Source organism: Gymnodinialimonas phycosphaerae (assembly GCF_019195455.1).
In the GTDB taxonomy this organism is placed as follows: domain Bacteria; phylum Pseudomonadota; class Alphaproteobacteria; order Rhodobacterales; family Rhodobacteraceae; genus Gymnodinialimonas; species Gymnodinialimonas phycosphaerae.
Genome location: NZ_JAIMBW010000001.1, coordinates 4,112,925 through 4,137,185, shown reverse-complemented (window position 1 = coordinate 4,137,185; position 24,261 = coordinate 4,112,925). Strand labels below are relative to the sequence as shown.

Below are 24,261 nucleotides of genomic sequence, written 5' to 3'. Positions count from 1 at the left end.
AAACTCAAATCCCCACACCCGCCAAATCTCACATCATTCCCATCAACTCGCGGCCGACCAGCATGCGCCGGATCTCGGACGTGCCCGCCCCGATCTCCATCAGCTTGGCGTCGCGGAACATGCGGCTGACCGCCGAGTCGTTCATGAACCCCGCCCCGCCCATCGCCTGCACGGCCTGATGGGCGACCTTCATCCCCCCTTCCGAAGCATATAGCACGCAAGCCGCCGCGTCCTGCCTCGTGACCTGCCCCCGGTCGCAGGCCTTGGCGACCTCATAGGCATAGGCGCGGGCCGAGTTCATCGACGTGTACATATCCGCGATCTTGCCCTGCATAAGCTGGAAATCCCCGATCGGCTTGCCGAATTGCTTGCGCTCTTTCAGGTAGGGCATCACCTCGTCCAGGCAGCCCGCCATGATGCCGATGTTTACCCCCGACAGCACGACGCGCTCGTAATCAAGGCCCGACATCAGCACGCGCACGCCGCGTCCTTCTTCGCCGAGGACATTCTCGAACGGCACTTCCACGTCCTCGAACACCAGCTCTGCCGTGTTCGACCCGCGCATGCCCATCTTGTCGAAATGCGGCGAGGTGCTGAACCCCTGCATCTCCTTCTCGATCAGAAACGCCGTGATCCCCTTGGACCCGGCCTCCGGGTCGGTCTTGGCATAGACCACCAGCGTATCGGCATCCGGCCCGTTGGTGATCCAGTATTTCGTGCCGTTCAGCACATAGCGGTCGTTCCGCTTTTCGGCCCGCAAAGACATGCTGACCACGTCCGAACCCGCGCCCGCCTCGCTCATCGCCAGCGCACCCACATGCGCGCCACTGACCAGCCTCGGGAGGTACTTCGCACGCTGCTCATCCGTGCCGTTCAGCTTGATCTGGTTCACACAAAGGTTGGAATGCGCCCCGTAGGACAACCCGATGGAGGCCGACACGCGAGAGATCTCTTCGACCGCCACCAGATGCGCCAGGTATCCCATCCCCGCGCCGCCATATTCCTCGTCCACCGTGATGCCCAGAAGGCCAAGCTCTCCCATCTCGGGCCACAGCTCGTTGGGAAAGGCGTTGTCGCGGTCGGTTTGGGCGGCCAGCGGTTTCACCCGCTCCTGCGCCCACGCATGCACCAGGTCGCGCAACGCGGCGACATCTTCCCCCAGATCAAAGTTCATCGAGCCCAGAAACATCGCCATCCCTCCCGGTAATTGAACGCTTGTTCATTTAAACTGAGCGCACGGCCCATGTCAAAGCCAATCCCTTGCCGCTGCTTGGCCTGCACCACGCTTGACGGCGATCAGTTCGGTCCCGGTTTGCCGGGTCCACCCGCAAGACATGTCATCGCTTCGTCGAAGATCTCATCCACGATTTCCGCCGCCCCTTGCACTTCACGCACAAGCGCCACACCCTGGCCCGCCCAAAGCGACATCGCTTCGACATCGCCGGTCGTTCCGGGCAACGGCGTGTAGCTTTGATACCTGACAACCGGATCGCCGCCGGGACGCGTCCCGATGATCTCGTGCTCGTTGGGACGCTGGCCCGGGGGCGCCGCGCCAGCGTCCCGCCACGCCCGAGCGGTCGAGTTGCTCAAGGCCCGGTGCGGCGCGTTCGGCCATGCCACGTCATATAGGTCGTGATACCATTCCGTCTGCGCCTCGGATGCCCCGAGGACGTGGGTCAGATAATCAGGATGGATCGTCGCCTCCCGGCTGGCTAAGAAGCGTGTGCCGATCCAGACGCCAGAGGCCCCCAACATGAAGGCCGCCGCCATGCCGCGTCCGTCTGCGATGCCGCCCGCCGCGACCACGGGCACCCCCACGGCATCGACCATGGCAGGCACCAGCGCCATCGTGCTGACCTGCCCCCAGACATGCCCGCCCGCCTCCCACCCCTGTGCGATGATGATATCGGCACCCGCCGCCTCTGCGGCCTGGCCCTCGGCGACGGAGCCGACACTGGACATGACCACGAGACCGCCCGCCTTGGCGCGCGCGATCGCCGAGGGCTCCATCCCCCAAAACAGCGAAACGCCATGGACACCAGCCTGGATGCAGGCCTCCAGCGCGTCTTCATAGGCAAACGACAGGTTCAGGTTCACGGCAAAACGTCGATCCGTCAGCGCCCGGATCTGGTCAATGCCCGCCGCCACCTGATCTACCGGTTTGCCCCAAAGCGGAATGACGCCGTAAGCCCCCGCATTGCAGACCGAGGCGACAAGATCAGGGCCAGCCGCGCCTCCCATCGGGGCGGAAAAGATCGGCTTTTCGATGCCAAGCAAACTGCACAAATCTGACCGCATGTCTCACGCTCCCCGCTGTTTCAGGGTCAAGTGGGTCGAAACCCGGGCGACGTGTCAACTCTTGCGGGCCACATTTCAGGCTCTTTGCACCAAGCGCCGCCCTCCCACCGCGCGCACCTGCGCGTTTTCGCGCAACACCCCTGCGACCCGCGCTATACCCTCGCCTCGATGATCATCACCGCCCGACGTGACCCCTCAAAAGGCACCTTGGGCAAAGCCAGACGGATGCGGCGGGCGCCTCAGACCACCTCCAACAAGGTGCAGGCCCCCGTCAGGATCGCGCAACACGTCCTTCCCACCGGCTTCACACCCCGGCGGGTTGCCCTTCCGTTGTCTCAAGCGGCGCCGCTTACTTACCCTTGGCCCCTTACGACACGCCACGATCACGGGCCCCACAACGGCCCATCACAGATCGTCATGCGAACCGCCCTTGTCCTCCGGACCACGGACGCGCACCCTTGTTTGCATCCATGCAAACGGGGCCAAAGCCATGCTCGATTTCCACATCTACGACGTCTTCACCGACACGCCTTTCACTGGCAATCCCCTGGCGATTGTCGAAGGGGCCGATGGCCTGAGCACGGCGCAGATGCAAACCATCGCGCGCCAGTTCAACCTGAGTGAGACGATCTTCGTGCAGACCCCCGATGATCCCGCCCATACCGCCAAGGTCCGCATCTTTTTCCCCACGGCAGAGATCCCCTTCGCAGGTCACCCCACCATCGGCTGCGCCCTGCACATGGCGGGCAATGCCTCCGAGGTGATCCTGGAAGAAGTCGCGGGCCTCGTGCCGGTCACGATCGCAGGCGGCATGGCGGAATTCACCGCCCCCAAGCTGCCCCGCGCCCTCCCCTCCGCTCCGGATCGCGCCACCCTCGCCGCCGCCCTGGGGCTGGCGGACGAAGACCTCGCCCCCACCCCTTTCGGCAATTTCGAAGGCGGCCCCAGCTTCCTGTATGTAGAGGTCACGTCCCTAGAATCGCTGGCGAAGATCACGATCCAGGAGCCTGCCTTCACTCAAACGCGACAGACCGCAGGCGATACAGGGGCGATCTACGCCTATGTCCTCACGGGCCCGGACAGTATCCAGGCCCGCATGTTCGATCCCCCCGCAGGCATCGCCGAAGATCCGGCAACCGGCTCTGCCACGGCGCTTCTGGCGGGCCAACTCCACGCCAACGGCGCCTTGCCTGCCTCCGGCACCACGACCTTTCACCTCAAGCAAGGCGTCGAAATGGGCCGCCCTTCGGACCTGCGCCTGACCGTCGACACCGACGGTGCGCAGATCACCGCCATCCGCGTGGCGGGTCAGGCCGTCAAGATCGCCCAGGGCCAGATCCGCGTGCCCCCGAGCTGAGTCCGGTGCCCACGCGTCGGCCCAAATCCTTGCAAGGATTTGTACAGAGCCTTGCAAGGCTCTGGGATCTTTCCTTGCAAGGAAAGAAGAAGGCTTTTGCAAAAGCCTTCCCCCCCGGCGCAGCCGGCGATATACCGGTCGGATGATCGCAGATATCCTCAAACGCCTCGCCGCGCCCGCCCCGGAACCGCTTACGCCTGCTGATGCGCGCCTTGCGCTTGCCGCGCTTCTGGTCCGCCTTGCCCGCTCCGACGGCGACTATGCCGCTGTCGAAATCGCCCGCATCGACGCCTTGCTGGCCGACCGCTACGGCCTTTTGCCGGGCCAAGCCAAGACCCTGCGCGCCCAGGCCGAGGCGCTGGAGGCACAGGCCCCCGACACCGTTCGCTTCACCCGCGCCATCAAGGATGCCGTGGACCACGACGATCGTCTGGATGTGATCGAGGCCCTGTGGGAGATCGTCCTGGCCGATGGGGCCCGCGACGAGGATGAGGATGCGCTGATGCGCCTCGTGGCGCCGATGCTCGGCATCACCGATCGCGACAGCAATCTGGCCCGCCAGCGGGTCGAGGCAAACCTGTAAGCCCCAACACCATGCTCGCCACCTTGCCCATGTACCTGCGTCCCGAGACGCGGGCCGCCCATGATGCGCTCTGGGCCCTGGTCCGCGACGCCCTGCGCGACCATGGCCAGGACGCGCCTGCCGCGCTCGACCATACCATTGCGCACACGCAAACCTGGACCCGGCCCGATCTGCTTCTCGGCCAGATCTGCAACCTGCCCTACCGCACCCACGTCCATGCCCACACACACCGCATCGGAACCTGCGACTATGGCCTGCCGGACACGCCACGGGGCCACTACGTCTCGTATTTCGTCACCCGCAAGGACGACCCGCGCGATGCGCCCGCAGCCTTCGTCACGGCCCGCCTTGCGGTGAATGAGGCCGACAGCCATTCCGGCTGGGGCGCGGCCTGGGCCTACGCCCACAACCGTGGCTTTGCCTTCACCCATGCCCTCCTGACAGGCGCCCACAGCGCCTCGGCCCGTGCCATCGCCGAGGGGCACGCCGACATCGCCGCGATCGATGCGATCAGCTGGCACATGATCCAGCGCTACGACGCCTCCGCCGGACACCTGCGCATCATCGCCAGCACCGATGCCGCGCCGGGCCAAACGCTGATCACCGCCCGTACCAACGATCCCGCCCCGCTCCATGCCGCCGTGACCCAGGCCCTCGCGGCCTTGCCCCCGGCCCATCAGGACACGCTCCTGCTGCGCGGTCTCGTGGCCCTGCCCGATGCCGCCTACTTTGACCTGCCCCTGCCCGATCCGGCGCCAATCGCCCCAAACGCCGCCGAAAACGCCAGGGAAAACGCTTGAATCGCCCGCATTCCCCTAGGGAAACTACACCATGACCGTTGCAATCACGCGCCGCTTGCGCACAAATCTCTGTGATACGTGAGGGACCTGCACCCGTGACCACCACTCCCCCCCCGGTGATCGAGATCACCGGCCTGCACAAAAGCTTCGGCGCGCTCGAAGTGCTGAAGGGCATCGACCTGACGGCCTGCTCCGGTGATGTCGTGGCGCTGATCGGCTCGTCGGGGTCCGGCAAGTCCACGCTTCTGCGCTGCGCCAACCTGCTGGAAGACAGCCAACAGGGCGAGATCATCTTCGAAGGTGACCCGATCCGCTGGAAAGGCACCGGCCACCACCGCCGCCCGGCGGATGCCGAACAAGTCCGCCTGATCCGCACCAACCTGTCGATGGTGTTCCAAAGCTTCAACCTCTGGTCCCACATGACCATCCTGCAAAACGTGATGGAGGCCCCGGTCACGGTTCTGGGCGAGGACCGCGCCGAGGTCGAGGACCGCGCCCGCAAGATCCTCGACAAGGTTGGCATCGGCGCGAAATGCGACGCCTGGCCGTCCGAGCTGTCGGGCGGGCAACAGCAACGTGCCGCCATCGCCCGCGCGCTCTGCATGGAACCCCGCGCGCTGCTGTTCGATGAGCCGACCAGCGCGCTTGACCCGGAACTGGAGCAAGAAGTGATCCAGGTGATCCGCGGCCTCGCCGAAGAAGGCCGCACGATGATCCTCGTCACCCACGATATGCGCATGGCCCGCGATCTCTCGTCCCACACGATCTTCCTGCACCAGGGCCTGATCGAGGAACAGGGCCCGCCCTCGCAGATCTTCGGCAACGCGGAAAGCGCCCGCTTGCGCCAGTTCCTCAGCCACTCCGGCACGGGGTAGTCGATGATCCGCGCGTTCCTCCTGCTTGCCACCCTCGCCACCCTCGCCGCCCCGGCCAACGCCCAGGAGGTGGTGATCGGCACCTCCTCGACCTACCCGCCGATGATCATCCACACCGGCCGCGCCCCCGTCACCGGACTGGAGGGGGACCTGTTGGCCGAGCTCTGCACCCGCGCGGGCTGGACCTGCCGGTGGGAGTTCATGCCCTTCGACGTCATCTTCCCGGCCCTGGAAGCGGGCCGCATCGACATCGCCGCCAATGCCCTTGGCTATTCCGAGGAGCGGGCGGCGCGGGTCCATATGACCTGCCCCTACCGCCCGCTGTCCCCGGGCGGGATGCATGGCACGTTCTTCACGCGCGACCCGTCCCACGATCCGCGCTCTGGCCCCATCGCCGTGCTGCGGGGCACGCTGCACCACGCCGCCCTGGCCGAGGCCGGGCTGGACCTGCGCCTGTTTTCCGAGGATGACGCCGCCATGGATGCCGTCGTCTCGGGCGCGCTGCAGGCCTATTTCGGCCCCACCCCGGCGGTGGAAAACTACCCCAACCGCGCCGCCCTGATCCCCGCCGGAGAGATGCCGATCCGCAGCGGCGGCACGTCGATTGCGGTATCGCCCGAACGCCCTGACCTTGCGGCAGCGCTTGACGCCCAGCTGATCGACCTGTCCCATGACGGGATCATCACCGCGATCACCCGCCAATGGTTGAGTGACGCCGTAGACGACCCGATCGCCCTGTGCGACACAGGCCCACCCCTGAGTTAACCCCTCAAGAACCAACCCAACGGGAGATACCAAAATGAAAAAACTGATCCTTGCCACCACCGCCCTGACGCTCACCGCAGGCATGGCGTTTGCCGACGCCCACTCGGTCGTGCGTATGGGCACCGAAGGTGCCTATGAGCCCTATAACTTCATCAACGACGCAGGCGAGCTTGACGGGTTCGAGATCGTCCTCGGCAACGAGCTCTGCGCGCGCGCCGAACTGACCTGCGAATGGGTCAGCAACGATTGGGACAGCATCATCCCGAACCTGACGTCCGGCAACTACGACACGATCATGGCCGGCATGTCGATTACCGCTGAGCGCGATGAAGTCATCGACTTCACCCAGGGCTACACGCCGCCCGCCTCGTCGCTGTTTGTCGGCATGGACGACGGCATGTCCATGGAAGGCGCCGTGATCGCGGCCCAGACCAACACGATCCAGGCGGGCTATATCGCCGGGCTCGACGGTGTGACGCTGGTCGAATTCGCCACCCCCGATGAAACCGTCGCCGCCGTGCGCAACGGCGAGGCCGACGCCGTCTTCGCCGACGGTGATTTCCTCGTGCCGATCGCGGACGAAGACGCGGACCTGATGGTGATCCTCGACCCCGTGCAACTGGGCGGCGGCATCGGCATGGGCCTGCGCGAAGGCGATCCGCTGATCGCGCAATTCGACGCGGCCATCACCTCGATGAAGGAAGACGGCACGCTGAACGCGCTGATCCTGGAATGGTTCGGCGAAGACGCCGCGACCTGGTAAAGCGGTGACGGAACGCACCCGTTCCATCTACCGGCGCGGCGCCCTCACCTGGGGCGCCGCGTTCTGCATGGCGGCGCCGATCTGGCCCGGCCTGCATCTTGGCCTGAAGACCCTGGAGTGGCACAATCGCAACTTCGCGGGCTATTTGACGGTCCAACGCACCATTGTGGACTGTCTGGAACCAGAGACGCTGCCACCACCCTGCGTCGACGCCTTCGCGGCAACGCCTGCTTGGGCCAGCGAAAACATGTTGCGTGTTGCCCGCCTCAGCCTTCGCGACGGACCTCCCTATTCTCCTTGGGTGACGCATATCTCTGCCGCCCTATACCCGCTCTCGATACCCGTCCTTTTCTTCTCGACACTGGCCATTGCCCTCGACACGCGCCGCCAGACCCACGCGGCACAACCTCCTGAGCCCAACGACACCCCTTGACCCCGGTCCCCGCCTCGCACCACGCTCTCCCCTTCATCTTGCCAAATACAACTCAATCCCAAGGCCCGCCCCCCCACACCCCATGTTCAGCTTTTGCTCAGACCCCTCCACTCTCGCCACTTTCCAATGGTTCAGCTGCTACCTGACCAATGGCGTGCATATGCTGTTCTACCAGTCGTTCCTGACGGTATTCGCCCTGCTCGCCATCGCCGCTCCGCTGTCGCTGGCCATGGGCTTCGGCGCCGCCTCCGCGTCGCGCGCGCGCACCCTGCCGCTGCGCCTGATCGGTAAGGGCTACACCGCCATGGTGCGCGGCGTGCCGGACATCGTGTTCTTCCTGTTCTTCGTGCTCGTCCTCGACCAGGGGATCGAGTTCCTCCGCCACTCGATCAATTGCCCCGACTGGGACGAGCCGATCCGCCAGGGCGCCAATTTCCTTGTCTGCGACGCCGGCCGCACGCCCCAGGGCAGCGCGCCGCAATGGGTGCACGAGGCCTATAACTTCGGCCTTGCGGCCTTCACCTATGCCATCGTCTTCGGCGCCTTCTGCGGCAACGTGCTCTACGGCGCCATGGGGGCCGTGCCCAAGGCGCAACTGGAAACGGCCGCCGCCTACGGCATGTCCCAGCGCCAGACCTTCTGGCGTATCCTGGTGCCGCAGATGTGGGTCTACGCGCTGCCGGGTCTTTCCAACATCTGGATGATCCTGATCAAGGCGACGCCGCTGCTGTTCCTTCTGGGGATCGAGGATATCGTCTACTGGGCGCGGGAAATCGGCGGCTCGCGCAATTCCCGCTTCGCCTATCCCCACCCCGATTGGCGGTTCTGGTACTTCCTGGGCCTGCTGGTCTTCTACCTCTGCTTCACCCGCGTCTCGGAAATCGTGCTGACCCGCCTTACCGCGCGGCTCTCCAAGGGCCAGGCCACCGCAGGCGGTGAAGCCATGCGAAAGGCCCCGGCATGACGCACCACAACCGCCCCACGCCCAAGACTTTTGCAAAAGTCTTGCCAGAGCCTTGCAAGGCTCTGATCACGCCCTTGCAAGGGCGTGGGAAAACCCTTGCAAGGGTTTTCGCCCCGGAGGCGCAGTCATGAGCTGCCTTGACACCATCCAGTCCTACGCCCTGCGCGCCATCGGCATCGGCGAACGTGCCCTGCCCCAGGGCGAGGTCACGCTCTGCGAGCAGGTCACCCTGATCGGCTCCGGCATGATCTGGAACGTCTACTTCGGCGCCCTCGCCCTGTCGCTCGGCTTCTTTTTCGCCGTCGCCCTCGCCGTGGCCAAGGCCTCCCCCCGCGCAATCGCCCGCAAACCGGCGGAGTGGTTCATCTTCCTGTTCCGCGGCTCGCCCCTCTTCATCCAGTTCTTCATGGCCTACGAGGCCTTCGTGATGCTGCCGCGCCTGGGCTATGAATTCGAGATCTTCGGCATCGCCATCGAGGCCGAGACCCGCTGGCTCGCCCGCGCCTGGCTTGGCGCGTTGATCGTGCTGTTCCTCAACACCTCCGCCTATGCCGCCGAGATCTTCTACGGCGCGCTGCGCACCGTGCCCAAGGGCGATCTGGAGGCCGCCGACGCCTATGGCCTGACCGGCTGGAAGAAATTCCGCCGCATCACCTTCCCCACGACGATGCGGCTGGCCTGGCCCGCCTATACCAACGAGGCGATCTTCCTGTTCCACGCCACGGCGCTTGTCTTCTTCAGTTCTTTTCCCGCCTTCCAACAACGCGGCGACGCGCTTTACTACGCCTCCTATTTCGCCGACCGCACCTATAACCCGTTTATCCCCTACCCGATCGTGGCGGTCTATTTCGTCATCCTGACCCTCGGCGTCATCGCGCTGTTCGGGGCGATCAACCGCCGCCTGAACCGCCACCTGCCCTCGGACGCGCGCCCCCGCCTGCGCATTCGGCCCAACCTGATCCGGTAGTACTTGCGAGGGGGCGCGGGCGGGCGTAAGCCCACTGCGAAACAACGCCGTGTGTCCCATGACCTCCCCTCAAAGCCCGTCCGACTTCCTTCACGACAATCCGCAAATCAAATCCATCCGCATGGTCGCCTCGGACCTCAACGGGCAGGCGCGTGGCAAACGCGTGGCGCGGCGCTTTGCGGGCAAGGCGATCAAGGACGGCACGCGCTTTCCCTATTCGGTCCTGAACCTCGACATCTGGGGCGAAGACATCGACGACAGCCCCCTGGTGTTCGAGGCGGGCGACCCCGACGGCATCCTGAAACCAACGGAACGGGGTTTCGTTCCCGTCCCCTGGCTGGACACGCCCACGGCGATCCTGCCGATCTGGATGTTTCACGAGGACGGTACACCCTACATGGGTGACCCGCGCCATGCGCTCGCCCGCGTGGTCGACCGCTACAAGGCGCGCGGGCTGACGCCGGTTGTGGCCACCGAGCTGGAATTCTACATCATCGACGATCGCGGCCGAGAGCTGCGCGTGCCCCCCTCGCCGCGGTCGGGCATCCGCCGCCAACAGGCGGAAATCCTCGCGCTCCGCCAACTCGATGCCTTCGACACCTTCCTGACGGCGCTTTATGACGCCTGCGAGGCGATGGACATCCCCGCCGACACGATGATCTCCGAGGCCGGCCCCGGCCAGTTCGAGATCAACATGGACCACCAGCCCGACGCGATGAAAGCTGCCGACGATGCCTGGCTCTTCAAGGTGCTGACGCGCGGCCTTGCGCGGTCCCACGGGTTTGCCGCCAGCTTCATGGCCAAACCCTATCCCGATTACGCGGGCAATGGGCTGCACACGCACTTCAGCGTGCTCGACCACGACGGCAACAACATCTTCGACAACGGCGGCGCGGAAGGATCCGAAGCCCTGCACCACGCCATCGCAGGCTGCCTTGCCGCCATGCCCGGCTCCATGCTGGTCTTCGCGCCCCACGCGACCAGCTATGACCGCTTTGTGCCCGGCGCCCACGCCCCCACGGCCGCCGCATGGGCCTATGAGAACCGCACCACGGCCCTGCGCATCCCCGCCGGAAATCCAGCCGCCCGCCGGATCGAGCATCGCGTGGCAGGCGGCGATATCAACCCCTACCTGTTCCTCGCCGCCGTCCTTGGCGCAGCGCTCGACGGGATCGAGCAAGGCAAACCGCCGGCCCCCGCCGTCACCGGCAGCGCCTACTCGGCAGACCTGCCGCAACTGCCTCTGACCTGGGCCGACGCGATCAAGGCCTTCGATACCTCCGATGAAATCAAACGCATTTTCGCCCCCGAACTGCGCGAAACGTTCCTGGCCACAAAGCGCCAGGAACTGCGCTACATGGCCGAGCTCAGCCCGGAAGAGCAGCAGGAACTCTACCTCGATACCGTGTGACGCCCACACACACGCGCGGCCCAAGACTTTTGCAAAAGTCTTGGCAGAGCCTTGCAAGGCTCTGGTCCACGTCCTTGCAAGGACGTGTGCAAACTCTTGCAAGAGTTTGCGTGCCCTTGCCGCGCGCCCCGCGCGCCCATACCTTCGCCGGAGCCCTAGCCACATGAGAATTTGTTCATGTCCTACCGCTCCGCTACTTGAGGACTCATCCATGTCCTACCGCTCCGCTACTTGAGGACTCATCCATGTCCTACCGCTCCGCTACTTGAGGACCAGATCCATGCACCTCGGCATCCTGCAAACCGGCCACGTCCCCGCTGAAGTCGCCGCCACCGACGGCCCCTACGCCACGCTTTTCGGCAACCTCTTCGCGCATCGGGGTTTTACGCAAACCCTCTGGTCCGTTGTCGATGGGGAGTTCCCGCCAGGCCCCGAGGCCGCCGACGCCTGGCTTGTCACCGGCTCCAGACATGGCGCCTATGAAGATCACCCCTGGATCCCCCCGCTGGAAGAGCTGATTCGTGCCATCCGCGATGCGAATATCCCCCTCGTCGGCTCCTGCTTCGGGCATCAGATCATCGCCCAGGCCCTTGGCGGTACGGTCGAGAAATTCAAGGACGGCTGGTCCGTGGGTCGCACCGATTACACGGTCGGCGACCGGACCCTGTCCCTGAACGCCTGGCACCAGGACCAGGTCACTCGCTTGCCCCCGGGCGCAACGGTCCATGCCTCCTCGGACTTCTGCGCCAATGCCATTGTCGCCATCGGCCCGCGCATCCTGACGACGCAACCGCATCCAGAGTTCGAGAACACCGTGATCGAAACCCTCATCACGCTGAAAGGCGACGCGGTGGCACCCGATCGCGTGGCCCACGCCAAGGCGCAGCTACCCCTGCCCAACGACAACCGCCTGATCGCCGATTGGTTGGCCGATGTGCTGGAAGGCGCGGATGCCACCCAAGCCCCGGCCTTTGCCCGAAAGATGCCCGCATGATCCCCGCCGAGTTCATCGCCAAGCTGCCCGAGATTGCGCGAAAATACCTCGACGGGCGCACCCTGGATGAGGTCGAATGCATCGTCGCGGACCTTGCAGGCGTGGCGCGGGGCAAAGCCATGCCCGGCGCGAAATTCGCGCGGCAGGCGCAATTCTACCTGCCCAACTCGATCTTTTTCCAAACCATCACTGGCGATTGGGCCGATACCGTCGCCGATGGTTTCACCGAGCCCGACATGATCCTGACCCCGGATTTCGATACTGCCCTGCCCGCGCCCTGGACCGCCGACTGGACGCTGCAGGTGATCCACGACATCACCGATCAGAAAGGCGACCCGGTCAGCTTCGCGCCGCGCAACGTCCTCAAGCGCGTGGTCGCGCTTTACAACGCCAAGGGCTGGCAGCCGATCGTCGCGCCCGAGATGGAGTTTTACCTCGTCGCCCCCAACACCGACCCGGCCCGTGAAATCGAGCCGCCCATGGGCCGCTCCGGCAGGCGTGCCGCCGCGCGGCAGGCCTATTCCATGTCTGCCGTGGATGAATACGGGCAAGTCATCGATGACATCTACGACTTTGCCGATGCCATGGGGTTGGAGATCGACGGCATCCTGCAGGAAGGCGGCGCCGGACAGATCGAGTTGAACCTGCGCCACGGCGATCCCGTCAAGCTGGCCGATGAAATGTTCTTCTTCAAGCGGATGATTCGAGAGGCCGCGCTCAAGCACGACATGTACGCCACCTTCATGGCCAAACCCATCGCCGGAGAGCCGGGATCAGCCATGCATATCCACCACTCCGTCGTCGATGCGGCGACAGGCCAGAACATCTTCTCGGACGAAGGGGGCGCGGAGACGCCGGAATTCATGCATTTCATCGGCGGGATGCAACGCAACATGCCCGCCGTGATCGCCCTTCTGGCGCCCTACGTGAACAGCTACCGCCGCTACGTCCCCGATTTTGCCGCGCCGATTAACCTTGAATGGGGGCGTGACAACCGCACCACCGGGCTGCGGGTGCCGGTTTCGGACGCCTCTGCGCGGCGGGTGGAGAACCGGCTTCCGGGGATGGATTGCAACCCCTACCTCGGGATCGCGGCCAGCCTGGCCACCGGGTATCTGGGCTTGATCGAGGGCGAAGGCCCCTCCGATGAATTCACCGGAGACGCCTATTCGGCGGAATCGGGCGTGCCGCGCGGGCTTGGCGATGCGCTGGGACTTCTGGAAACCAACCTCGGCGTTCAACAAGTTCTGGGCGCGGAATTCTGCCGCATCTACGCCGCCGTCAAGCAGTTGGAATATACCGAGTTCCTCCACGTCATCAGCCCCTGGGAGCGGGAGCATTTGTTGCTGAATGTCTGAACCGGGATCCCTTCGCTGGTGGCAAAACACCGCGCTGATCACCTTGGCGGGGGCGGCGCTGGCGGTGTGGCTCTGGGATGGGTGGCCGGTTGAGCTGGTCTGGTTCCCCGTCGATACCGTTGTACTTGGCGCGCCACGGTCCGAGCCTGACCTGGGCGACTACCTGGACGCAGGCTGTTTGACCGCCGACAACCTGCGCGCCATGGCCGAGGGGCAGCCCACGACCATCGCCTGTCCGGTGCGTTTGGTGATCGAAACGGAGCAACCATGAGCGCCCTCTATCGAAACGACCGCCCCGGCCACCATGCGCCCTCGGTCTATGCCGCCGAGTTGGAGCCGCCCGAGCATCTGCCGCTGACAGGCTCCGTCAGGGTCGATGTTGCGGTGATAGGCGCGGGTTTCACCGGGCTGTGGGCGGCGCTGACGCTGGCGCGCGCGGGGCGCAGCGTGGTCGTTCTGGATGCGCACCGGGTTGGATTCGGCGCCTCGGGGCGCAATGGCGGGCAGGTGCAATCCGGCTACAACATGGGGCAAAGGGCGCTGGAAGAGCGGTTCGGCAAGGATCGTGCCCGCGCCCTGTGGGACCTTTCGGAAGCCGGGAAGGCGCAACTTCGCGCGATCTGCGACACCGCGCTCAAAACGCATTTTCGCCCCGGCATCGCGCACGGCGAATACGACAAACTGGCCCTTGCCGATGCCAGGTTCGAGGCCGAGCACATGGCCCGTCATTATGACGTCAACATCGAGGTCATGGGCCAGGCGGCCTTCGCCGACCTGGTCAGGGCGCCCGCGTATGTGGGCGGCACACTGGATGAAAGCGGCGGGCATGTGCAGCCCCTGGCCTATGCCCTGGCCCTTTCCCGCGAGGCGCACGCGGCGGGCGCGGTGATCCACGAGCGGACGGAAGTGACCGACTTGGAAATGGGGCATCGCGCGGTCCTGCACACGCCACGGGGGCGCGTGGATGCGGGCCATGTGATCGTGGCGGGCAACGGCTACCTGCCCAATATCCTGCCGCAGGTGAACCGGCGCGTTATGCCGATCAACTCGTTCATTGCCGCGACCGAGCCCCTGCCCGAGCGTTGGCAAGAGGTTCTGGCCCGCGATATCGCCGTGTCCGACAGCAGGTTCGTGGTGAACTACTATCGCTTCGACCATGAAAAGCGGTTCCTGTTCGGCGGCCGCGAAAGCTACTCCATCGGCTTCCCCAGCGACATCCAGACCGCCCTTGTGGCGCGGATGGAGCGGCTGTTTCCGCAACTGTCGGGCGTGCGAGTTGACCATGTCTGGGGCGGATCGCTTGGGATAACGCCGTCACGCCTGCCCCATGTGGCGCGGGTGGCGCCCAACGTCTTGTCGGGGGCCGGTTTCTCGGGCCACGGGGTGGGTTTGTCCGGCATGGCGGGCCGCGTGATGGCCGAGGCCGTTCTGGGCCAGGAAGACGGCCTTGCCACATTCGAGGCGCTGAAAATCCCTGCGTTTCCAGGGGGAACAGCGCTGCGCGCGCCGATCCTGACCCTTGCGATGTCGTGGTTTGCGTTGCGCGACCGCATCGGTTTCTAAGCGAAATTCCGACTGTTCAGGCCTGACGCGACGTTGTCGCTTTGCAGCCACGACCATCTGACTTAATAAGAAAATCAAAATATCATATTTTGAAATGGTGAAACAATGTCCCCGACCGCGCCAAACGTCTACGACGCCGAACCCATCCCCGAAGCTGCCCGCGCCGAGATTGACCGGCTGCTGCAAAGCGGCGACCTGTTCCGTTATACCGCCCCCGAGGATGCGCCCGTGGCCCTGTTGGAGCGGGAATTCGCAGTAATGATGGGCACGAAATACGCGCTGGCGGTGTCCAGCTGCTCGGCCGCGCTGTTCCTGTCGCTGGAGGCCCTGGGTCTGCCCAAGGGCGCGCGCGTGATGATCCCGGCCTTCACCTTTGCCGCTGTGCCATCGTCCATCGTCCATGCGGGCATGACGCCGGTGCTGTGCGAAGTGGGTGAGAATTACCGCGTGGATATGAATGATTTCATGGCGAAGTTGCCGGGCATCGATGCGGTGATGATCAGCCATATGCGGGGCCACACCTCGGACATGGACGCGATCGAGGCCGCATGCAACGCGGCCGGTGTGCCTCTGATCGAGGATGCGGCCCATTCGTTGGGGACCGAGTGGCACGGCCGCAAGATTGGCACGATTGGCCGCGTCGGCTGCTTCAGTTTCCAGTCCTACAAACTGGTGAACGCGGGCGAAGGCGGCATCCTGATCACCGACGACGCAGACCTTGTGGCGCGTGCGGTGATCATGTCGGGCGCCTATGAGCATGCGTGGAAGAAGCACAAGGGCCCGCAAGGCCAGAACGATCCAGAGTTGGAACTGGCCTTCGGGCGCTGGCAGAACAAGCTGCCGCTGTACAACCTGCGGATGCAGAACCTGAGCGCGGCGGTCATCCGCCCGCAGTTGCCCGAAGTGGCGCGCCGCGTGCGCGATGGGCGCGCGAACCACGACTATGTGGCGGGCGTGCTGAACACCTCTCCGTGGCTGACGGTTCCCGACCCGCTGGGGCCGGAAGAACGCGCGCCGGATTCGATCCAGTTCAACCTGCAAGGCTTCGAGACAGACACCGAGGCCCGCGCCTTTGCCGAGGCCGCCAGCGCTCGTGGCGTAAAGGTGCAGATCTTCGGCCTGTCCACCGACAACGCGCGGGCCTTCTGGAACTGGCAATTCATTCCAGGCGACACACCCGACCTGCCACAGACCCGCGCCATGCTGATGCGCGCCTGCGACGTGCGCCTGCCCGCACGGCTGAGCCGCGAGGACCTGGACTTCATCGCAAGCGCCCTGCTGGCGGCAGCCGAGGACGTGAAATCCGAGGTGCGCGCCTACGGCACCTGAGGGCATCGTGAATAAATAACGGGGCACAAACGAAAAGCGGGGGCACAATGGCCCCCGCTTTCCCGTGTCAGAACAGACTGGTTCAGTACCAGTTTTCTTCGACTTCTTCCATGTTCTCGAACTGCTCTTCGGTGATGTTCGTCACCCAGTGGATGTCACCGGAGCCGTCGTCGATCATGCGCAGGCTGCTCATCTCGATCAGAACGCTGTCGTCCCCGAAGCCCAGGAAACCGGCGTCTTCCACGACGAAGCCCGTCAGTTGGCCGTCACGCGACAGCACGACATCTTCGACCGTGCCGATCATTTCCCAACCATCACCGACGCCGTCGTACATGTTGATCTCAAACCAATCGGTCTCGCCCATGGCGCCTTCGCCGGTGGCGGTGTAGACCGTGCCGCCGATCAGGTTGGACGAGCGGATCAGGTTTTCCATCGTGTCGGCACCGACGCGGCCAGAGTTCATCTCGGCAGGCGCATGGGCATCGGCAAGGGCGAAACCGGGGGCCATCACGGTGGCGAGGGCGGCGGTGGCGGCGAGTGTCTTGAAGCGTGTCATATGTGGCTCTCCTCTTTGTGAGTTGGTAGTGAAGCAACGCGAGGTTTGCTGTGCGGGTTCCCTAAAAATCCGTTTCTTTGCCTGAAACCGGCCTTGCCCTGGCGTAAGGTGAGGCGGCCTTGCAAATGCCAATTGTGTGGCGGCGCAGGCAGGCGTAGCGTTCCCGACACATCGCGCATGGAGAGCCCGACATGACCCACTACGCCCCCAATTCCTGGGAAGCCCGCGCCGAGGAATTCTCGCTTTACGGCTTCACCGACCTCCCCTCGATCCGCGACCGCGGCACCGTGGTCGTCACCCACGGCGAGGGGCCTTATATCTTTGATACCAATGGCAAAAAGTACCTCGACAGCAATTCCGGGCTTTGGAACATGGTGGCGGGGTTTGACCACAAGGGCCTGGCCGAGGCCGCCAAGGCGCAATACGACCGCTTCCCGGGCTACCACGCGTTTTTCGGGCGCATGTCCGACCAGACGGTGCAACTGTCCGAGCGGTTGATCGAGGTCAGCCCCTGGGATCGGGGCAAGGTGTTCTACACCAACTCGGGCAGCGAGGCGAACGACACCATGGTGAAGATGCTGTGGTTCATGGGCCGCGCAGAGGGGGCACCAAAGAAGCGCAAGATCCTGACGCGCGGCAATGCCTACCACGGGGTGACAGCGGTCAGCGCATCGATGACCGCGAAGCCCTATAACGAGGTCTTCGGGCTGCCCCTGCCCGGTTTCATCCACCTGACCTGCCCGCACTACTGGCGCGAAGGGCGCGACGGGGAAAGCGAGGCCGACTTCACCAAGCGGCTGGCGCAAGAGTTGGAAGACGTCATCGCCCGCGAAGGCGCTGACACGATTGCGGGCTTCTTTGCAGAGCCCGTTCTGGGCGCGGGCGGGGTGATCCCGCCGCCTGCCGGCTACTTCCAGGCCATGCAAGCCGTGTTGAAGCGCCACGACATCCCACTGATTTCAGACGAGGTGATTTGCGGTTTCGGGCGTACCGGGAACACCTGGGGGTGCCAGACCTATGACTTCATTCCCGATGCCATCATCTCTTCCAAGGCGTTGACGGCGGGGTATTTTCCGATGGGCGCCGTGATGCTTGGGCCGCAGATGACGGACCGCCTGCAAGCGGCCATCGACCCGATCGAGGAGTTCCCCCACGGCTTCACCGCCTCGGGCCACCCGGTGGGCTGTGCGGTGGCGCTGAAGGCGATCGACGTGGTGCTGGAAGAGGGCCTGATGGACATGGTCCACGCGGGCACGGGCCGGATGGAAGCGGGGCTGCGAGAGATCGCCAAGCATCCCAACATCGGCGAGCTGCGCGGCGTGGGCTACATGTGGGCGCTGGAAGCGGTGCGCGAGGGCAAGACGCCGTTCGAGGGCACTCTGTCCGTCAGTGAACGCATCGCCAACACCTGCACCGACCACGGGCTGATCTGCCGTCCGCTGGGACAAGCGGTGGTCCTGTGCCCGGCGTTCACCCTGACCGACGCGCAGATGGACGAGATGTGCGAAAAGCTTGATGCAGCCCTGCGCAAGGTCTTCGCAGAGATCACCTGAGGACGCCTGTCGCGGCGGGACGCCCCTGGCTTTCAAAGGCCAGGGCACCGTCGTGGCTGTCGCGGCAGGAGAAGCAGCGCCCTAGCGCGATGACAGGACGGCCTGACAGCGGTCGTGGGCGGCCACGACCCGATCCATCTCGTAGAAATGATCCGTGTTCGACGGCTGGCTGACCGAAGACATCGTGCCCGCCGCGGCGGCAAGGCGGGCGGCAGCGGCGGCGCGCTCGGCCTCGCTGGAGGCCGTTTCGCACAGCGAGAAATCCGCCATGGCGGCGGCATAGGGGCTTGCGTCCTCGGCCCGGTCCCCGCCGCCGAAAAGCGGCGCAAGGATGGAACAGGAAGCAGTGGTGGAAATCACGAGAACGGCGGAGAGAATGCGAAGCACGGGCATCACATCTTGCTGAGTTTGTTCTGCAGGTCCGCAAGTTGTCGCTTGATGGCGTCAAGCTCTTCCGACGGGGACGCGTCGTCCGGGGTGGCCTCTGCTTCTGGATCGGACGGGGACGGCATCCCCCCGGTCATGGCAGCGAAAAAGGCCTGTTGCTGCGCGCGCATGGCATCGAAGCCGGGCATGGAGGCCATGGGATGGATCGCCGCCATATTGTCCATCATCTTGGATTGCCCCTGCTGCAACATCTCGAAGCTGGAGGCGAGGAATTCGGGCACCACAGATTGGGCCTGGGTCGTGTAGCTGCGCACCAGATCGGTCAACACGGCAATCGGCAGCACCGATTCCCCGCGTGATTCGTGATCGGCCACAATTTGCAGAAGATACTGGCGGGTCAGGTCATCGCCGGACTTGAGATCGACGATCTGAACCTCGCGCCCATCGCGGATGAAACCGGCGATATCTTCCAACGTCACATAGTCCGACGTCTCTGTATTATAGAGCCGCCGACTGGCGTAGCGCTTGATGAGAAGCGGCTTGGGTGTATCGGTCATCGCGCTGGCCCTCCTCTGGTGCCCTCTCTGGGCGTTTTGCGGTGCAGCATTGCCAGCCTACGCTGCTTGTACAGAAATGCAAACGGGCGTTTTGAGGGCAGTTCTTATAGAAGGAAAAGGCCTGCGCTGCGCAGCCTCCGAGAATCAGAAAAGGCGGGCCGATTGCGTGGAGGCCCGCCTTTTCCAAGGCCCGCGACGGTCGGGGGGGAGGACCCCTTCGTCGCGGTATGTGAAAGCTGTCGCGCATGGGAGGCGGCGCGATCCGCGCTTACTTGGCGGTTGCGGCTTTCTTGGCAGCAGTCGTCACGTCAGCAGTTGCTTTCTTGACGGCGGCGGTTGCTTCTTCGGAAGCTTCTTTGCCGGCAGCCATCATCAGCTCAACCGTTTCCATCTGCACTTTTTTCGCGATCTCGGCGAAAGCGGCCATGTTCTCGGCAGCCATCTCGGCCTGAGCGGAGGCGAAATCGGTCATGGATTTGGTGTAGTCGGCGGGCTCGTCCTTGGCGGAAGAGATGTCACCAACCTTGGCGATGGTGTCTTTGGTCCACTTGGAGGAAATCTCGGTGGATTTCTCGGCGGCTTCGAGAACCACTTTGGACATCTTCTCGGACACGGCGGCCTGGGATTTGAAGGCTTCGGTCATGGCGGACATGTCCATCGGGAACGATGCCATCATTTCGGTCATGTACTTCGAGAAGTCGGGGGTTGCAGCTTTTGCCATTGGAATTCTCCGATTGTGTTGCCCGCATCGGGCGGTGTGGTGATGGACCCAATATGAATGCTGCAATGCAGAAAGTCAAGGTTTTTTCTGCGCTGCAGCATAAGTCGCCGCCAACCGGAAAAACTGTTTTATATCAGTGTTTCTTGCCTTCCGACACGTAGGTACCGGGGGCCGGGGCCAGAATCTCGCGCCCCCCCTCACCCGGTGCACGTGCAGCAATCTGCGCCCCTGACCGCTTTGCAAGCCATGCTTCCCATTGCGGCCACCAGGACCCTTCGTTGAAGCTGGCCCCCTCAAACCAATCGGCGGCTTCCCCTTTCACGTCCGCATTCGTGAAGTGGCCGTATTTCTTCTTCGACGGCGGGTTCACGATCCCCGCGATGTGGCCGGATTCCGACAGGATGAACGTCTTGTTGCGCGATCCCATCTTGGTCACGCCCCGAAAGCAATCGACCCAAGGGGCGATGTGGTCCGTCTTGCAGGCCACCGCACACAGTGGCACGGTGACGTCCTTGAGCGACAGGCTTTCGCCGCACAACTCGAACCCCTCATCGGCAAGTTGGTTGCCCTGGCACAGGCCCCGCAGATACTGCTTCGTCATCTTGCCGGGCAGATTGGTGCCGTCGCCGTTCCAGTACAGCAGGTCAAACGCCGGCGGCGCCTCGCCCATCATGTAAGAGCGCACGGCAGGCTGATAGATCAGGTCCTTGGAGCGCAGAAACGACATCGTCTTGGACATGAAATAGCTGTTGAGCACGCCGTCCTGATTGATCTGGCGTTCAATCGCATCGACGAAATCATCCTGCAGGAAGGGCGTGAATTCGCCCTGCTGCGAAAAGTCGGTGAGCGTGGTGAAGAAGGTCGCGGATTTCACCGATTTGTCGCCCCGCTTTTTCATCAGCGCAAGCGTCAGGTTCAGCGTCGTGCCCGCGATGCAATAGCCCACGGCGTTGACCTGCTTTTGACCGGTGATCTCCTTCACCTGTTCGATGGCGGCCAGGTAGCCGTCCTCGACGTAATCCTCCAGGCCCACATCGGCGTAGCTGTCATCGGGGTTCTTCCAGCTGACCACGAACAACGTGTAGCCCTGTTCCACAATCCATTTGATCAGGCTGTTTTGCGGTTTGAGATCAAGGATATAGAACTTGTTGATCCAGGGCGGGAAGATGATCAGCGGGGTCTTGTGGACCGTCTCGGTGGTGGGGGCGTACTGGATCAGCTCCATCATGCGGTTGCGGTAGACGACGCTGCCTTCGCTGGTGCCGATGTTCTTGCCGACCTCGAAGGCATCGGGATCCGCAAGGGTCGGAAGGATTTCCCCGCCGTGGGCTTCGATGTCACGCACCAGGTTTTCCAGCCCGTGCACAAGGCTTTCGCCCTCGGTCTCGACCGCCTTTTCAAGCGCGTCGGGATTGGTGGCGAAGTAGTTGGTGGGCGAAAACAGCTCGATCACCTGGGTGGCGAAGAATTCGACGCGCTGCTTGTCCTTGGCGTCCAGCCCCTCCAACTCGGCCACCGCCTTGCGAATCGCGTCCGAGCCAAGGACGTATTGGTGGCGAACGAAGTTGAAGTAGGGATGCGTGCGCCAGAGCGGGTTGGCAAAACGCTTGTCGCCCGCAAGATCGGCGGGCAGGTCGTCATCATCCAGCAGGGGCATCTTGCCCGTGGCGATTGCGTCCTGCATCTCCATGAACTGGGTCATGGCTTGCGCCCAATACTGCGCCTGCTGTTCCAACAGCTTGGATGGGTTGGCGATGGCGTCGGCCCAATAGGCCGCACCTGCCTTCAGGTAAAGCTCTTGGCTGGGGCCCTGAAGCCCTTGATCCGAAGGCGCGCGCTGCCCCAATGCCGCCACGAGGCGTTTTGACAGCCCCTCGACCTTGGCAAGGTTTGCGTTCAGTCTTTCAAGGGCTTCCGCCCCATCCGGAGCGCCACCATCTGTCGCACTATTGTCTGTCTTGTCGTCTGGCACCTTGATTTCCCCGGCTCAATGCTGCATCTGCATAATAACGCAATTCATACGGGGACCTTGGTGAGGTGGTCCACGTGACGAAATGATCCGGCCTGACACCGCTGTGACAGCGGCAGGCCCGACGCTTGGAGTAACTATGCGACAGCTTCTCACCTATGACCTAATGGAATCAATGCGCGTCACCAACCAATGGATGGGCGCATCGGCCCGCGCGTTGTGCAGTTACCCACAACTGGGCCTTTCCGCGAACCCCTTCATCCAGCTTACCGCCGCCTGGGGCGAAGTGACCGAGCGCTCGTTCGCGCGCATGGCGGCCAAGCCCGATTGGGGCATCAGTTCGATCCCCGGCGACGATGGCCGTGACCACGTGGTCACCATCGAGACGGTGATGGAGCGCCCCTTCGGCGACCTGATCCGCTTCGACGTTCAGGGCCGAGAGCCCACGGGCCGCAAGATCCTGCTTGTTGCGCCAATGTCCGGCCACTACGCGACGCTGCTGCGCAAGACCGTGAAATCGCTGCTGCCCGATTGCGACGTCTACATAACCGATTGGCACAATGCGCGCGACATTCCGGTCAGCGAGGGCAAGTTCGATATCGAGGACTACACCCACTACCTTGTCGATTTCATGCGCGAGATGGGGCCTGATACCAATGTCATCGCCGTCTGCCAGCCCGCGCCCCTGGCGCTGGCCGCCACGGCCTACCTGGCCGAGGAAGACCCCAAGGCACAGCCCCGCACCCTGACCCTGATCGGCGGGCCGATCGACCCCGACGCCGCCGCCACGGATGTGACGGACTTCGGCCGCCGCGTCACGATGGGCAGCCTGGAGAAATTCGTGATCCAGCGCGTGGGCTTCAAATACGCTGGCGCGGGCCGCCTCGTCTATCCGGGCATCCAGCAGTTGGCGTCCTTCATGGCGATGAACGCCGAGACCCACGCCAAGGCCTTCACCGATCAAGTCGTCGCCGTGTCCAAGGGCGAGGCCAGCGACCATGACAAGCACAACATCTTCTACGACGAATACCTGGCGGTCATGGACATGACGGCGGAATTCTACCTCTCGACCGTGGAGCGGATCTTCAAGAACCGCGAGATCGCGAAAAACATCTTCGTGGTCGACGGCAAGCAGGTGGATATCGGCAAGATCACTTCCGTCGCCGTGAAAACGGTCGAAGGCGGCAAGGACGACATCTCGGCCCCCGGCCAATGCGTGGCCGCGCTGGACATGCTGACCGGTCTGCCGGACGAGAAGAAGGCCAACTACATCGAGCCCGAAGCCGGGCACTACGGTATCTTCGCGGGCAAGTCCTGGCGTAACAACATCCGGCCCCTGGTGCTGGAGTTCATTGACGCCAATTCCGGCGACGAGAAGCACGCCAAGCCCCACGCGCCGCGTCTGGTCGAAGATGACCCCGTCGAAAACGTCGCGGTCTAAGCTTCATGGCCGCCACCATAGCCCTGCCGTGGTCTTGTCGCTGCGGGGCGGTCCACGGGACACTGAGGGTTGAACGGGGCGCGGGCACGCCCGCCATCTGCCATTGCGAAAGCTGCGTGCGCGCGCAACGCCACTTCGGGGTAGAGGCCACACGGGCCGAGGGCGTCGCGCTGTTCCAGACCACGCCGGACCGCTTCTCGATTGTCGAAGGGACGGCGCATCTGGGCCTCGGGCGTTTGACGCCCAAGGGCAGCTACCGGTGGTTCACCACATGCTGCAACACACAGCTTGGCGTGTCCTCCACGACCCCGAAATTCGCCTTCTTCAGCCCGGTTCAAACCATCTTCGCGGACCCTTCGCCGCTGGGTCGCGCGCGCACCCACGCCTATGTGCCGCAGCCCGGTGGGCCGGACAAACACATCCGGCTAATGCCCGCGATCATCGCCCTGATGGCCCGCAGCGCGTCGGCGCTGACCTCTGGCAGGTGGCGCGACACGCCGTTCTTCGACGTGGAAACCGGGCAGCCCGTTGTGCCGCCGGTGGTGCTTCCCAAGGATGCCGGACACGCCTAGGACTATCGCTTTTGCGATATACTCACAGGGTTATCCACAGGATAT

25 protein-coding genes are annotated in these 24,261 nt (G+C 64.0%); 18 read left to right on the top strand and 7 right to left on the bottom strand.

Going from position 1 to position 24,261, the window contains the following annotated elements:
* Positions 1-28: 28 nt before the first annotated feature.
* On the bottom strand, positions 29-1,189 hold the full coding sequence (locus tag KUL25_RS20760; protein ID WP_257894917.1) for an isovaleryl-CoA dehydrogenase: 1,161 nt from the start codon (positions 1,187-1,189) through the stop codon (positions 29-31).
* Between the two features lie 107 nt (positions 1,190-1,296).
* Positions 1,297-2,298, bottom strand: coding sequence for an NAD(P)H-dependent flavin oxidoreductase (locus KUL25_RS20755; protein ID WP_257894632.1), 1,002 nt, complete (start codon positions 2,296-2,298; stop codon positions 1,297-1,299).
* Positions 2,299-2,788: 490 nt separating this feature from the next.
* Between KUL25_RS20755 and KUL25_RS20750 the strand changes: the two genes are divergently transcribed.
* The 15 genes from KUL25_RS20750 (at position 2,789) to KUL25_RS20680 (ending at position 16,460) form a co-directional block, all read left to right on the top strand.
* Positions 2,789-3,655, top strand: a complete 867-nt coding sequence (locus tag KUL25_RS20750) for a PhzF family phenazine biosynthesis protein (protein ID WP_257894631.1) — start codon at positions 2,789-2,791, stop codon at positions 3,653-3,655.
* Between the two features lie 142 nt (positions 3,656-3,797).
* Positions 3,798-4,238, top strand: coding sequence for a tellurite resistance TerB family protein (locus KUL25_RS20745; RefSeq protein WP_257894630.1), 441 nt, complete (start codon positions 3,798-3,800; stop codon positions 4,236-4,238).
* 11 nt (positions 4,239-4,249) lie between these two features.
* The gene (locus tag KUL25_RS20740) at positions 4,250-5,038 is read left to right on the top strand and encodes a phosphate/phosphite/phosphonate ABC transporter substrate-binding protein (protein WP_257894629.1); all 789 of its coding nucleotides are present in this window, start codon (positions 4,250-4,252) and stop codon (positions 5,036-5,038) included.
* Between the two features lie 95 nt (positions 5,039-5,133).
* Positions 5,134-5,913 carry an ABC transporter ATP-binding protein gene (locus tag KUL25_RS20735; RefSeq protein WP_257894628.1) on the top strand — a complete coding sequence of 260 codons (780 nt, stop codon included), beginning with the start codon at positions 5,134-5,136 and terminating at the stop codon, positions 5,911-5,913.
* Between the two features lie 3 nt (positions 5,914-5,916).
* Positions 5,917-6,678: a substrate-binding periplasmic protein gene (locus tag KUL25_RS20730; protein ID WP_257894627.1), complete on the top strand. Its 762-nt coding sequence runs from the start codon at positions 5,917-5,919 to the stop codon at positions 6,676-6,678.
* Between the two features lie 34 nt (positions 6,679-6,712).
* A complete protein-coding gene (locus KUL25_RS20725; protein WP_257894626.1) occupies positions 6,713-7,441 on the top strand; it encodes a transporter substrate-binding domain-containing protein in 729 nt (242 codons plus the stop codon).
* Between the two features lie 4 nt (positions 7,442-7,445).
* A complete protein-coding gene (locus tag KUL25_RS20720; protein ID WP_257894625.1) occupies positions 7,446-7,874 on the top strand; it encodes a hypothetical protein in 429 nt (142 codons plus the stop codon).
* 82 nt (positions 7,875-7,956) lie between these two features.
* Complete coding sequence (locus tag KUL25_RS20715; protein WP_257894624.1) at positions 7,957-8,838, top strand: ABC transporter permease; 882 nt, start codon at positions 7,957-7,959, stop codon at positions 8,836-8,838.
* Between the two features lie 127 nt (positions 8,839-8,965).
* A complete protein-coding gene (locus KUL25_RS20710; protein ID WP_257894623.1) occupies positions 8,966-9,805 on the top strand; it encodes an ABC transporter permease in 840 nt (279 codons plus the stop codon).
* 58 nt (positions 9,806-9,863) lie between these two features.
* Positions 9,864-11,216 carry a glutamine synthetase family protein gene (locus tag KUL25_RS20705; protein WP_257894622.1) on the top strand — a complete coding sequence of 451 codons (1,353 nt, stop codon included), beginning with the start codon at positions 9,864-9,866 and terminating at the stop codon, positions 11,214-11,216.
* A 280-nt stretch (positions 11,217-11,496) separates the two neighbouring features.
* Positions 11,497-12,210 carry a type 1 glutamine amidotransferase gene (locus KUL25_RS20700; protein ID WP_257894621.1) on the top strand — a complete coding sequence of 238 codons (714 nt, stop codon included), beginning with the start codon at positions 11,497-11,499 and terminating at the stop codon, positions 12,208-12,210.
* Positions 12,207-13,568, top strand: coding sequence for a glutamine synthetase family protein (locus tag KUL25_RS20695; protein WP_257894620.1), 1,362 nt, complete (start codon positions 12,207-12,209; stop codon positions 13,566-13,568). The genes KUL25_RS20700 and KUL25_RS20695 overlap by 4 nt, the downstream gene beginning before the upstream one ends.
* A complete protein-coding gene (locus KUL25_RS20690; RefSeq protein ID WP_257894619.1) occupies positions 13,561-13,839 on the top strand; it encodes a hypothetical protein in 279 nt (92 codons plus the stop codon). Before KUL25_RS20695 ends, KUL25_RS20690 begins: the two co-directional genes overlap by 8 nt.
* Positions 13,836-15,131 carry an NAD(P)/FAD-dependent oxidoreductase gene (locus KUL25_RS20685; protein WP_257894618.1) on the top strand — a complete coding sequence of 432 codons (1,296 nt, stop codon included), beginning with the start codon at positions 13,836-13,838 and terminating at the stop codon, positions 15,129-15,131. Before KUL25_RS20690 ends, KUL25_RS20685 begins: the two co-directional genes overlap by 4 nt.
* 105 nt (positions 15,132-15,236) lie before the next feature.
* A complete protein-coding gene (locus tag KUL25_RS20680) occupies positions 15,237-16,460 on the top strand; it encodes a DegT/DnrJ/EryC1/StrS family aminotransferase (protein ID WP_257894617.1) in 1,224 nt (407 codons plus the stop codon).
* Positions 16,461-16,542: 82 nt separating this feature from the next.
* On the opposite strand, the gene KUL25_RS20675 is transcribed toward KUL25_RS20680, so the two are convergent.
* Positions 16,543-17,016, bottom strand: coding sequence for a PRC-barrel domain-containing protein (locus KUL25_RS20675; RefSeq protein ID WP_257894616.1), 474 nt, complete (start codon positions 17,014-17,016; stop codon positions 16,543-16,545).
* A 191-nt stretch (positions 17,017-17,207) separates the two neighbouring features.
* Between KUL25_RS20675 and KUL25_RS20670 the strand changes: the two genes are divergently transcribed.
* Positions 17,208-18,569: an aminotransferase gene (locus KUL25_RS20670; protein WP_257894615.1), complete on the top strand. Its 1,362-nt coding sequence runs from the start codon at positions 17,208-17,210 to the stop codon at positions 18,567-18,569.
* Between the two features lie 81 nt (positions 18,570-18,650).
* Here KUL25_RS20670 and KUL25_RS20665 read toward each other — a convergent pair whose 3' ends face one another.
* From KUL25_RS20665 to phaC, 4 genes are all read right to left on the bottom strand, one after another.
* Positions 18,651-18,956 carry a hypothetical protein gene (locus tag KUL25_RS20665; protein WP_257894614.1) on the bottom strand — a complete coding sequence of 102 codons (306 nt, stop codon included), beginning with the start codon at positions 18,954-18,956 and terminating at the stop codon, positions 18,651-18,653.
* Between the two features lie 5 nt (positions 18,957-18,961).
* On the bottom strand, positions 18,962-19,513 hold the full coding sequence (gene phaR, locus KUL25_RS20660; RefSeq protein ID WP_257894613.1) for a polyhydroxyalkanoate synthesis repressor PhaR: 552 nt from the start codon (positions 19,511-19,513) through the stop codon (positions 18,962-18,964).
* 268 nt (positions 19,514-19,781) lie between these two features.
* Positions 19,782-20,234: a phasin family protein gene (locus KUL25_RS20655; protein WP_257894612.1), complete on the bottom strand. Its 453-nt coding sequence runs from the start codon at positions 20,232-20,234 to the stop codon at positions 19,782-19,784.
* Between the two features lie 133 nt (positions 20,235-20,367).
* Positions 20,368-22,206 (bottom strand): class I poly(R)-hydroxyalkanoic acid synthase, encoded by a 1,839-nt coding sequence (gene phaC / locus KUL25_RS20650; protein ID WP_257894611.1) that lies wholly within the window; start codon positions 22,204-22,206, stop codon positions 20,368-20,370.
* Between the two features lie 136 nt (positions 22,207-22,342).
* Between phaC and phaZ the strand changes: the two genes are divergently transcribed.
* Together phaZ and KUL25_RS20640 are read left to right on the top strand one after the other, a co-directional pair.
* Positions 22,343-23,644: a polyhydroxyalkanoate depolymerase gene (phaZ, locus tag KUL25_RS20645; protein ID WP_257894610.1), complete on the top strand. Its 1,302-nt coding sequence runs from the start codon at positions 22,343-22,345 to the stop codon at positions 23,642-23,644.
* A 5-nt stretch (positions 23,645-23,649) separates the two neighbouring features.
* On the top strand, positions 23,650-24,216 hold the full coding sequence (locus KUL25_RS20640; protein ID WP_257894609.1) for a DUF6151 family protein: 567 nt from the start codon (positions 23,650-23,652) through the stop codon (positions 24,214-24,216).
* The last annotated feature ends 45 nt before the right edge of the window (positions 24,217-24,261 follow it).

Bases quoted from the DNA above. Each gene is read 5' to 3' on its own strand.
- KUL25_RS20715 (WP_257894624.1), top strand. From the start codon at position 7,957: ATGTTCAGCTTTTGCTCAGACCCCTCCACTCTCGCCACTTTCCAATGG.
- KUL25_RS20675 (WP_257894616.1), bottom strand. From the start codon at position 17,016: ATGACACGCTTCAAGACACTCGCCGCCACCGCCGCCCTCGCCACCGTG.
- phaR (WP_257894613.1), bottom strand. From the start codon at position 19,513: ATGACCGATACACCCAAGCCGCTTCTCATCAAGCGCTACGCCAGTCGG.
- KUL25_RS20705 (WP_257894622.1), top strand. From the start codon at position 9,864: ATGACCTCCCCTCAAAGCCCGTCCGACTTCCTTCACGACAATCCGCAA.
- KUL25_RS20700 (WP_257894621.1), top strand. From the start codon at position 11,497: ATGCACCTCGGCATCCTGCAAACCGGCCACGTCCCCGCTGAAGTCGCC.
- KUL25_RS20740 (WP_257894629.1), top strand. From the start codon at position 4,250: ATGCTCGCCACCTTGCCCATGTACCTGCGTCCCGAGACGCGGGCCGCC.
- phaZ (WP_257894610.1), top strand. From the start codon at position 22,343: ATGCGACAGCTTCTCACCTATGACCTAATGGAATCAATGCGCGTCACC.
- KUL25_RS20685 (WP_257894618.1), top strand. From the start codon at position 13,836: ATGAGCGCCCTCTATCGAAACGACCGCCCCGGCCACCATGCGCCCTCG.
- KUL25_RS20690 (WP_257894619.1), top strand. From the start codon at position 13,561: ATGTCTGAACCGGGATCCCTTCGCTGGTGGCAAAACACCGCGCTGATC.
- KUL25_RS20710 (WP_257894623.1), top strand. From the start codon at position 8,966: ATGAGCTGCCTTGACACCATCCAGTCCTACGCCCTGCGCGCCATCGGC.
- KUL25_RS20755 (WP_257894632.1), bottom strand. From the start codon at position 2,298: ATGCGGTCAGATTTGTGCAGTTTGCTTGGCATCGAAAAGCCGATCTTT.
- KUL25_RS20750 (WP_257894631.1), top strand. From the start codon at position 2,789: ATGCTCGATTTCCACATCTACGACGTCTTCACCGACACGCCTTTCACT.
- KUL25_RS20640 (WP_257894609.1), top strand. From the start codon at position 23,650: ATGGCCGCCACCATAGCCCTGCCGTGGTCTTGTCGCTGCGGGGCGGTC.
- KUL25_RS20725 (WP_257894626.1), top strand. From the start codon at position 6,713: ATGAAAAAACTGATCCTTGCCACCACCGCCCTGACGCTCACCGCAGGC.
- KUL25_RS20680 (WP_257894617.1), top strand. From the start codon at position 15,237: ATGTCCCCGACCGCGCCAAACGTCTACGACGCCGAACCCATCCCCGAA.
- KUL25_RS20655 (WP_257894612.1), bottom strand. From the start codon at position 20,234: ATGGCAAAAGCTGCAACCCCCGACTTCTCGAAGTACATGACCGAAATG.
- KUL25_RS20730 (WP_257894627.1), top strand. From the start codon at position 5,917: ATGATCCGCGCGTTCCTCCTGCTTGCCACCCTCGCCACCCTCGCCGCC.
- KUL25_RS20745 (WP_257894630.1), top strand. From the start codon at position 3,798: ATGATCGCAGATATCCTCAAACGCCTCGCCGCGCCCGCCCCGGAACCG.
- KUL25_RS20695 (WP_257894620.1), top strand. From the start codon at position 12,207: ATGATCCCCGCCGAGTTCATCGCCAAGCTGCCCGAGATTGCGCGAAAA.
- KUL25_RS20670 (WP_257894615.1), top strand. From the start codon at position 17,208: ATGACCCACTACGCCCCCAATTCCTGGGAAGCCCGCGCCGAGGAATTC.
- KUL25_RS20760 (WP_257894917.1), bottom strand. From the start codon at position 1,189: ATGTTTCTGGGCTCGATGAACTTTGATCTGGGGGAAGATGTCGCCGCG.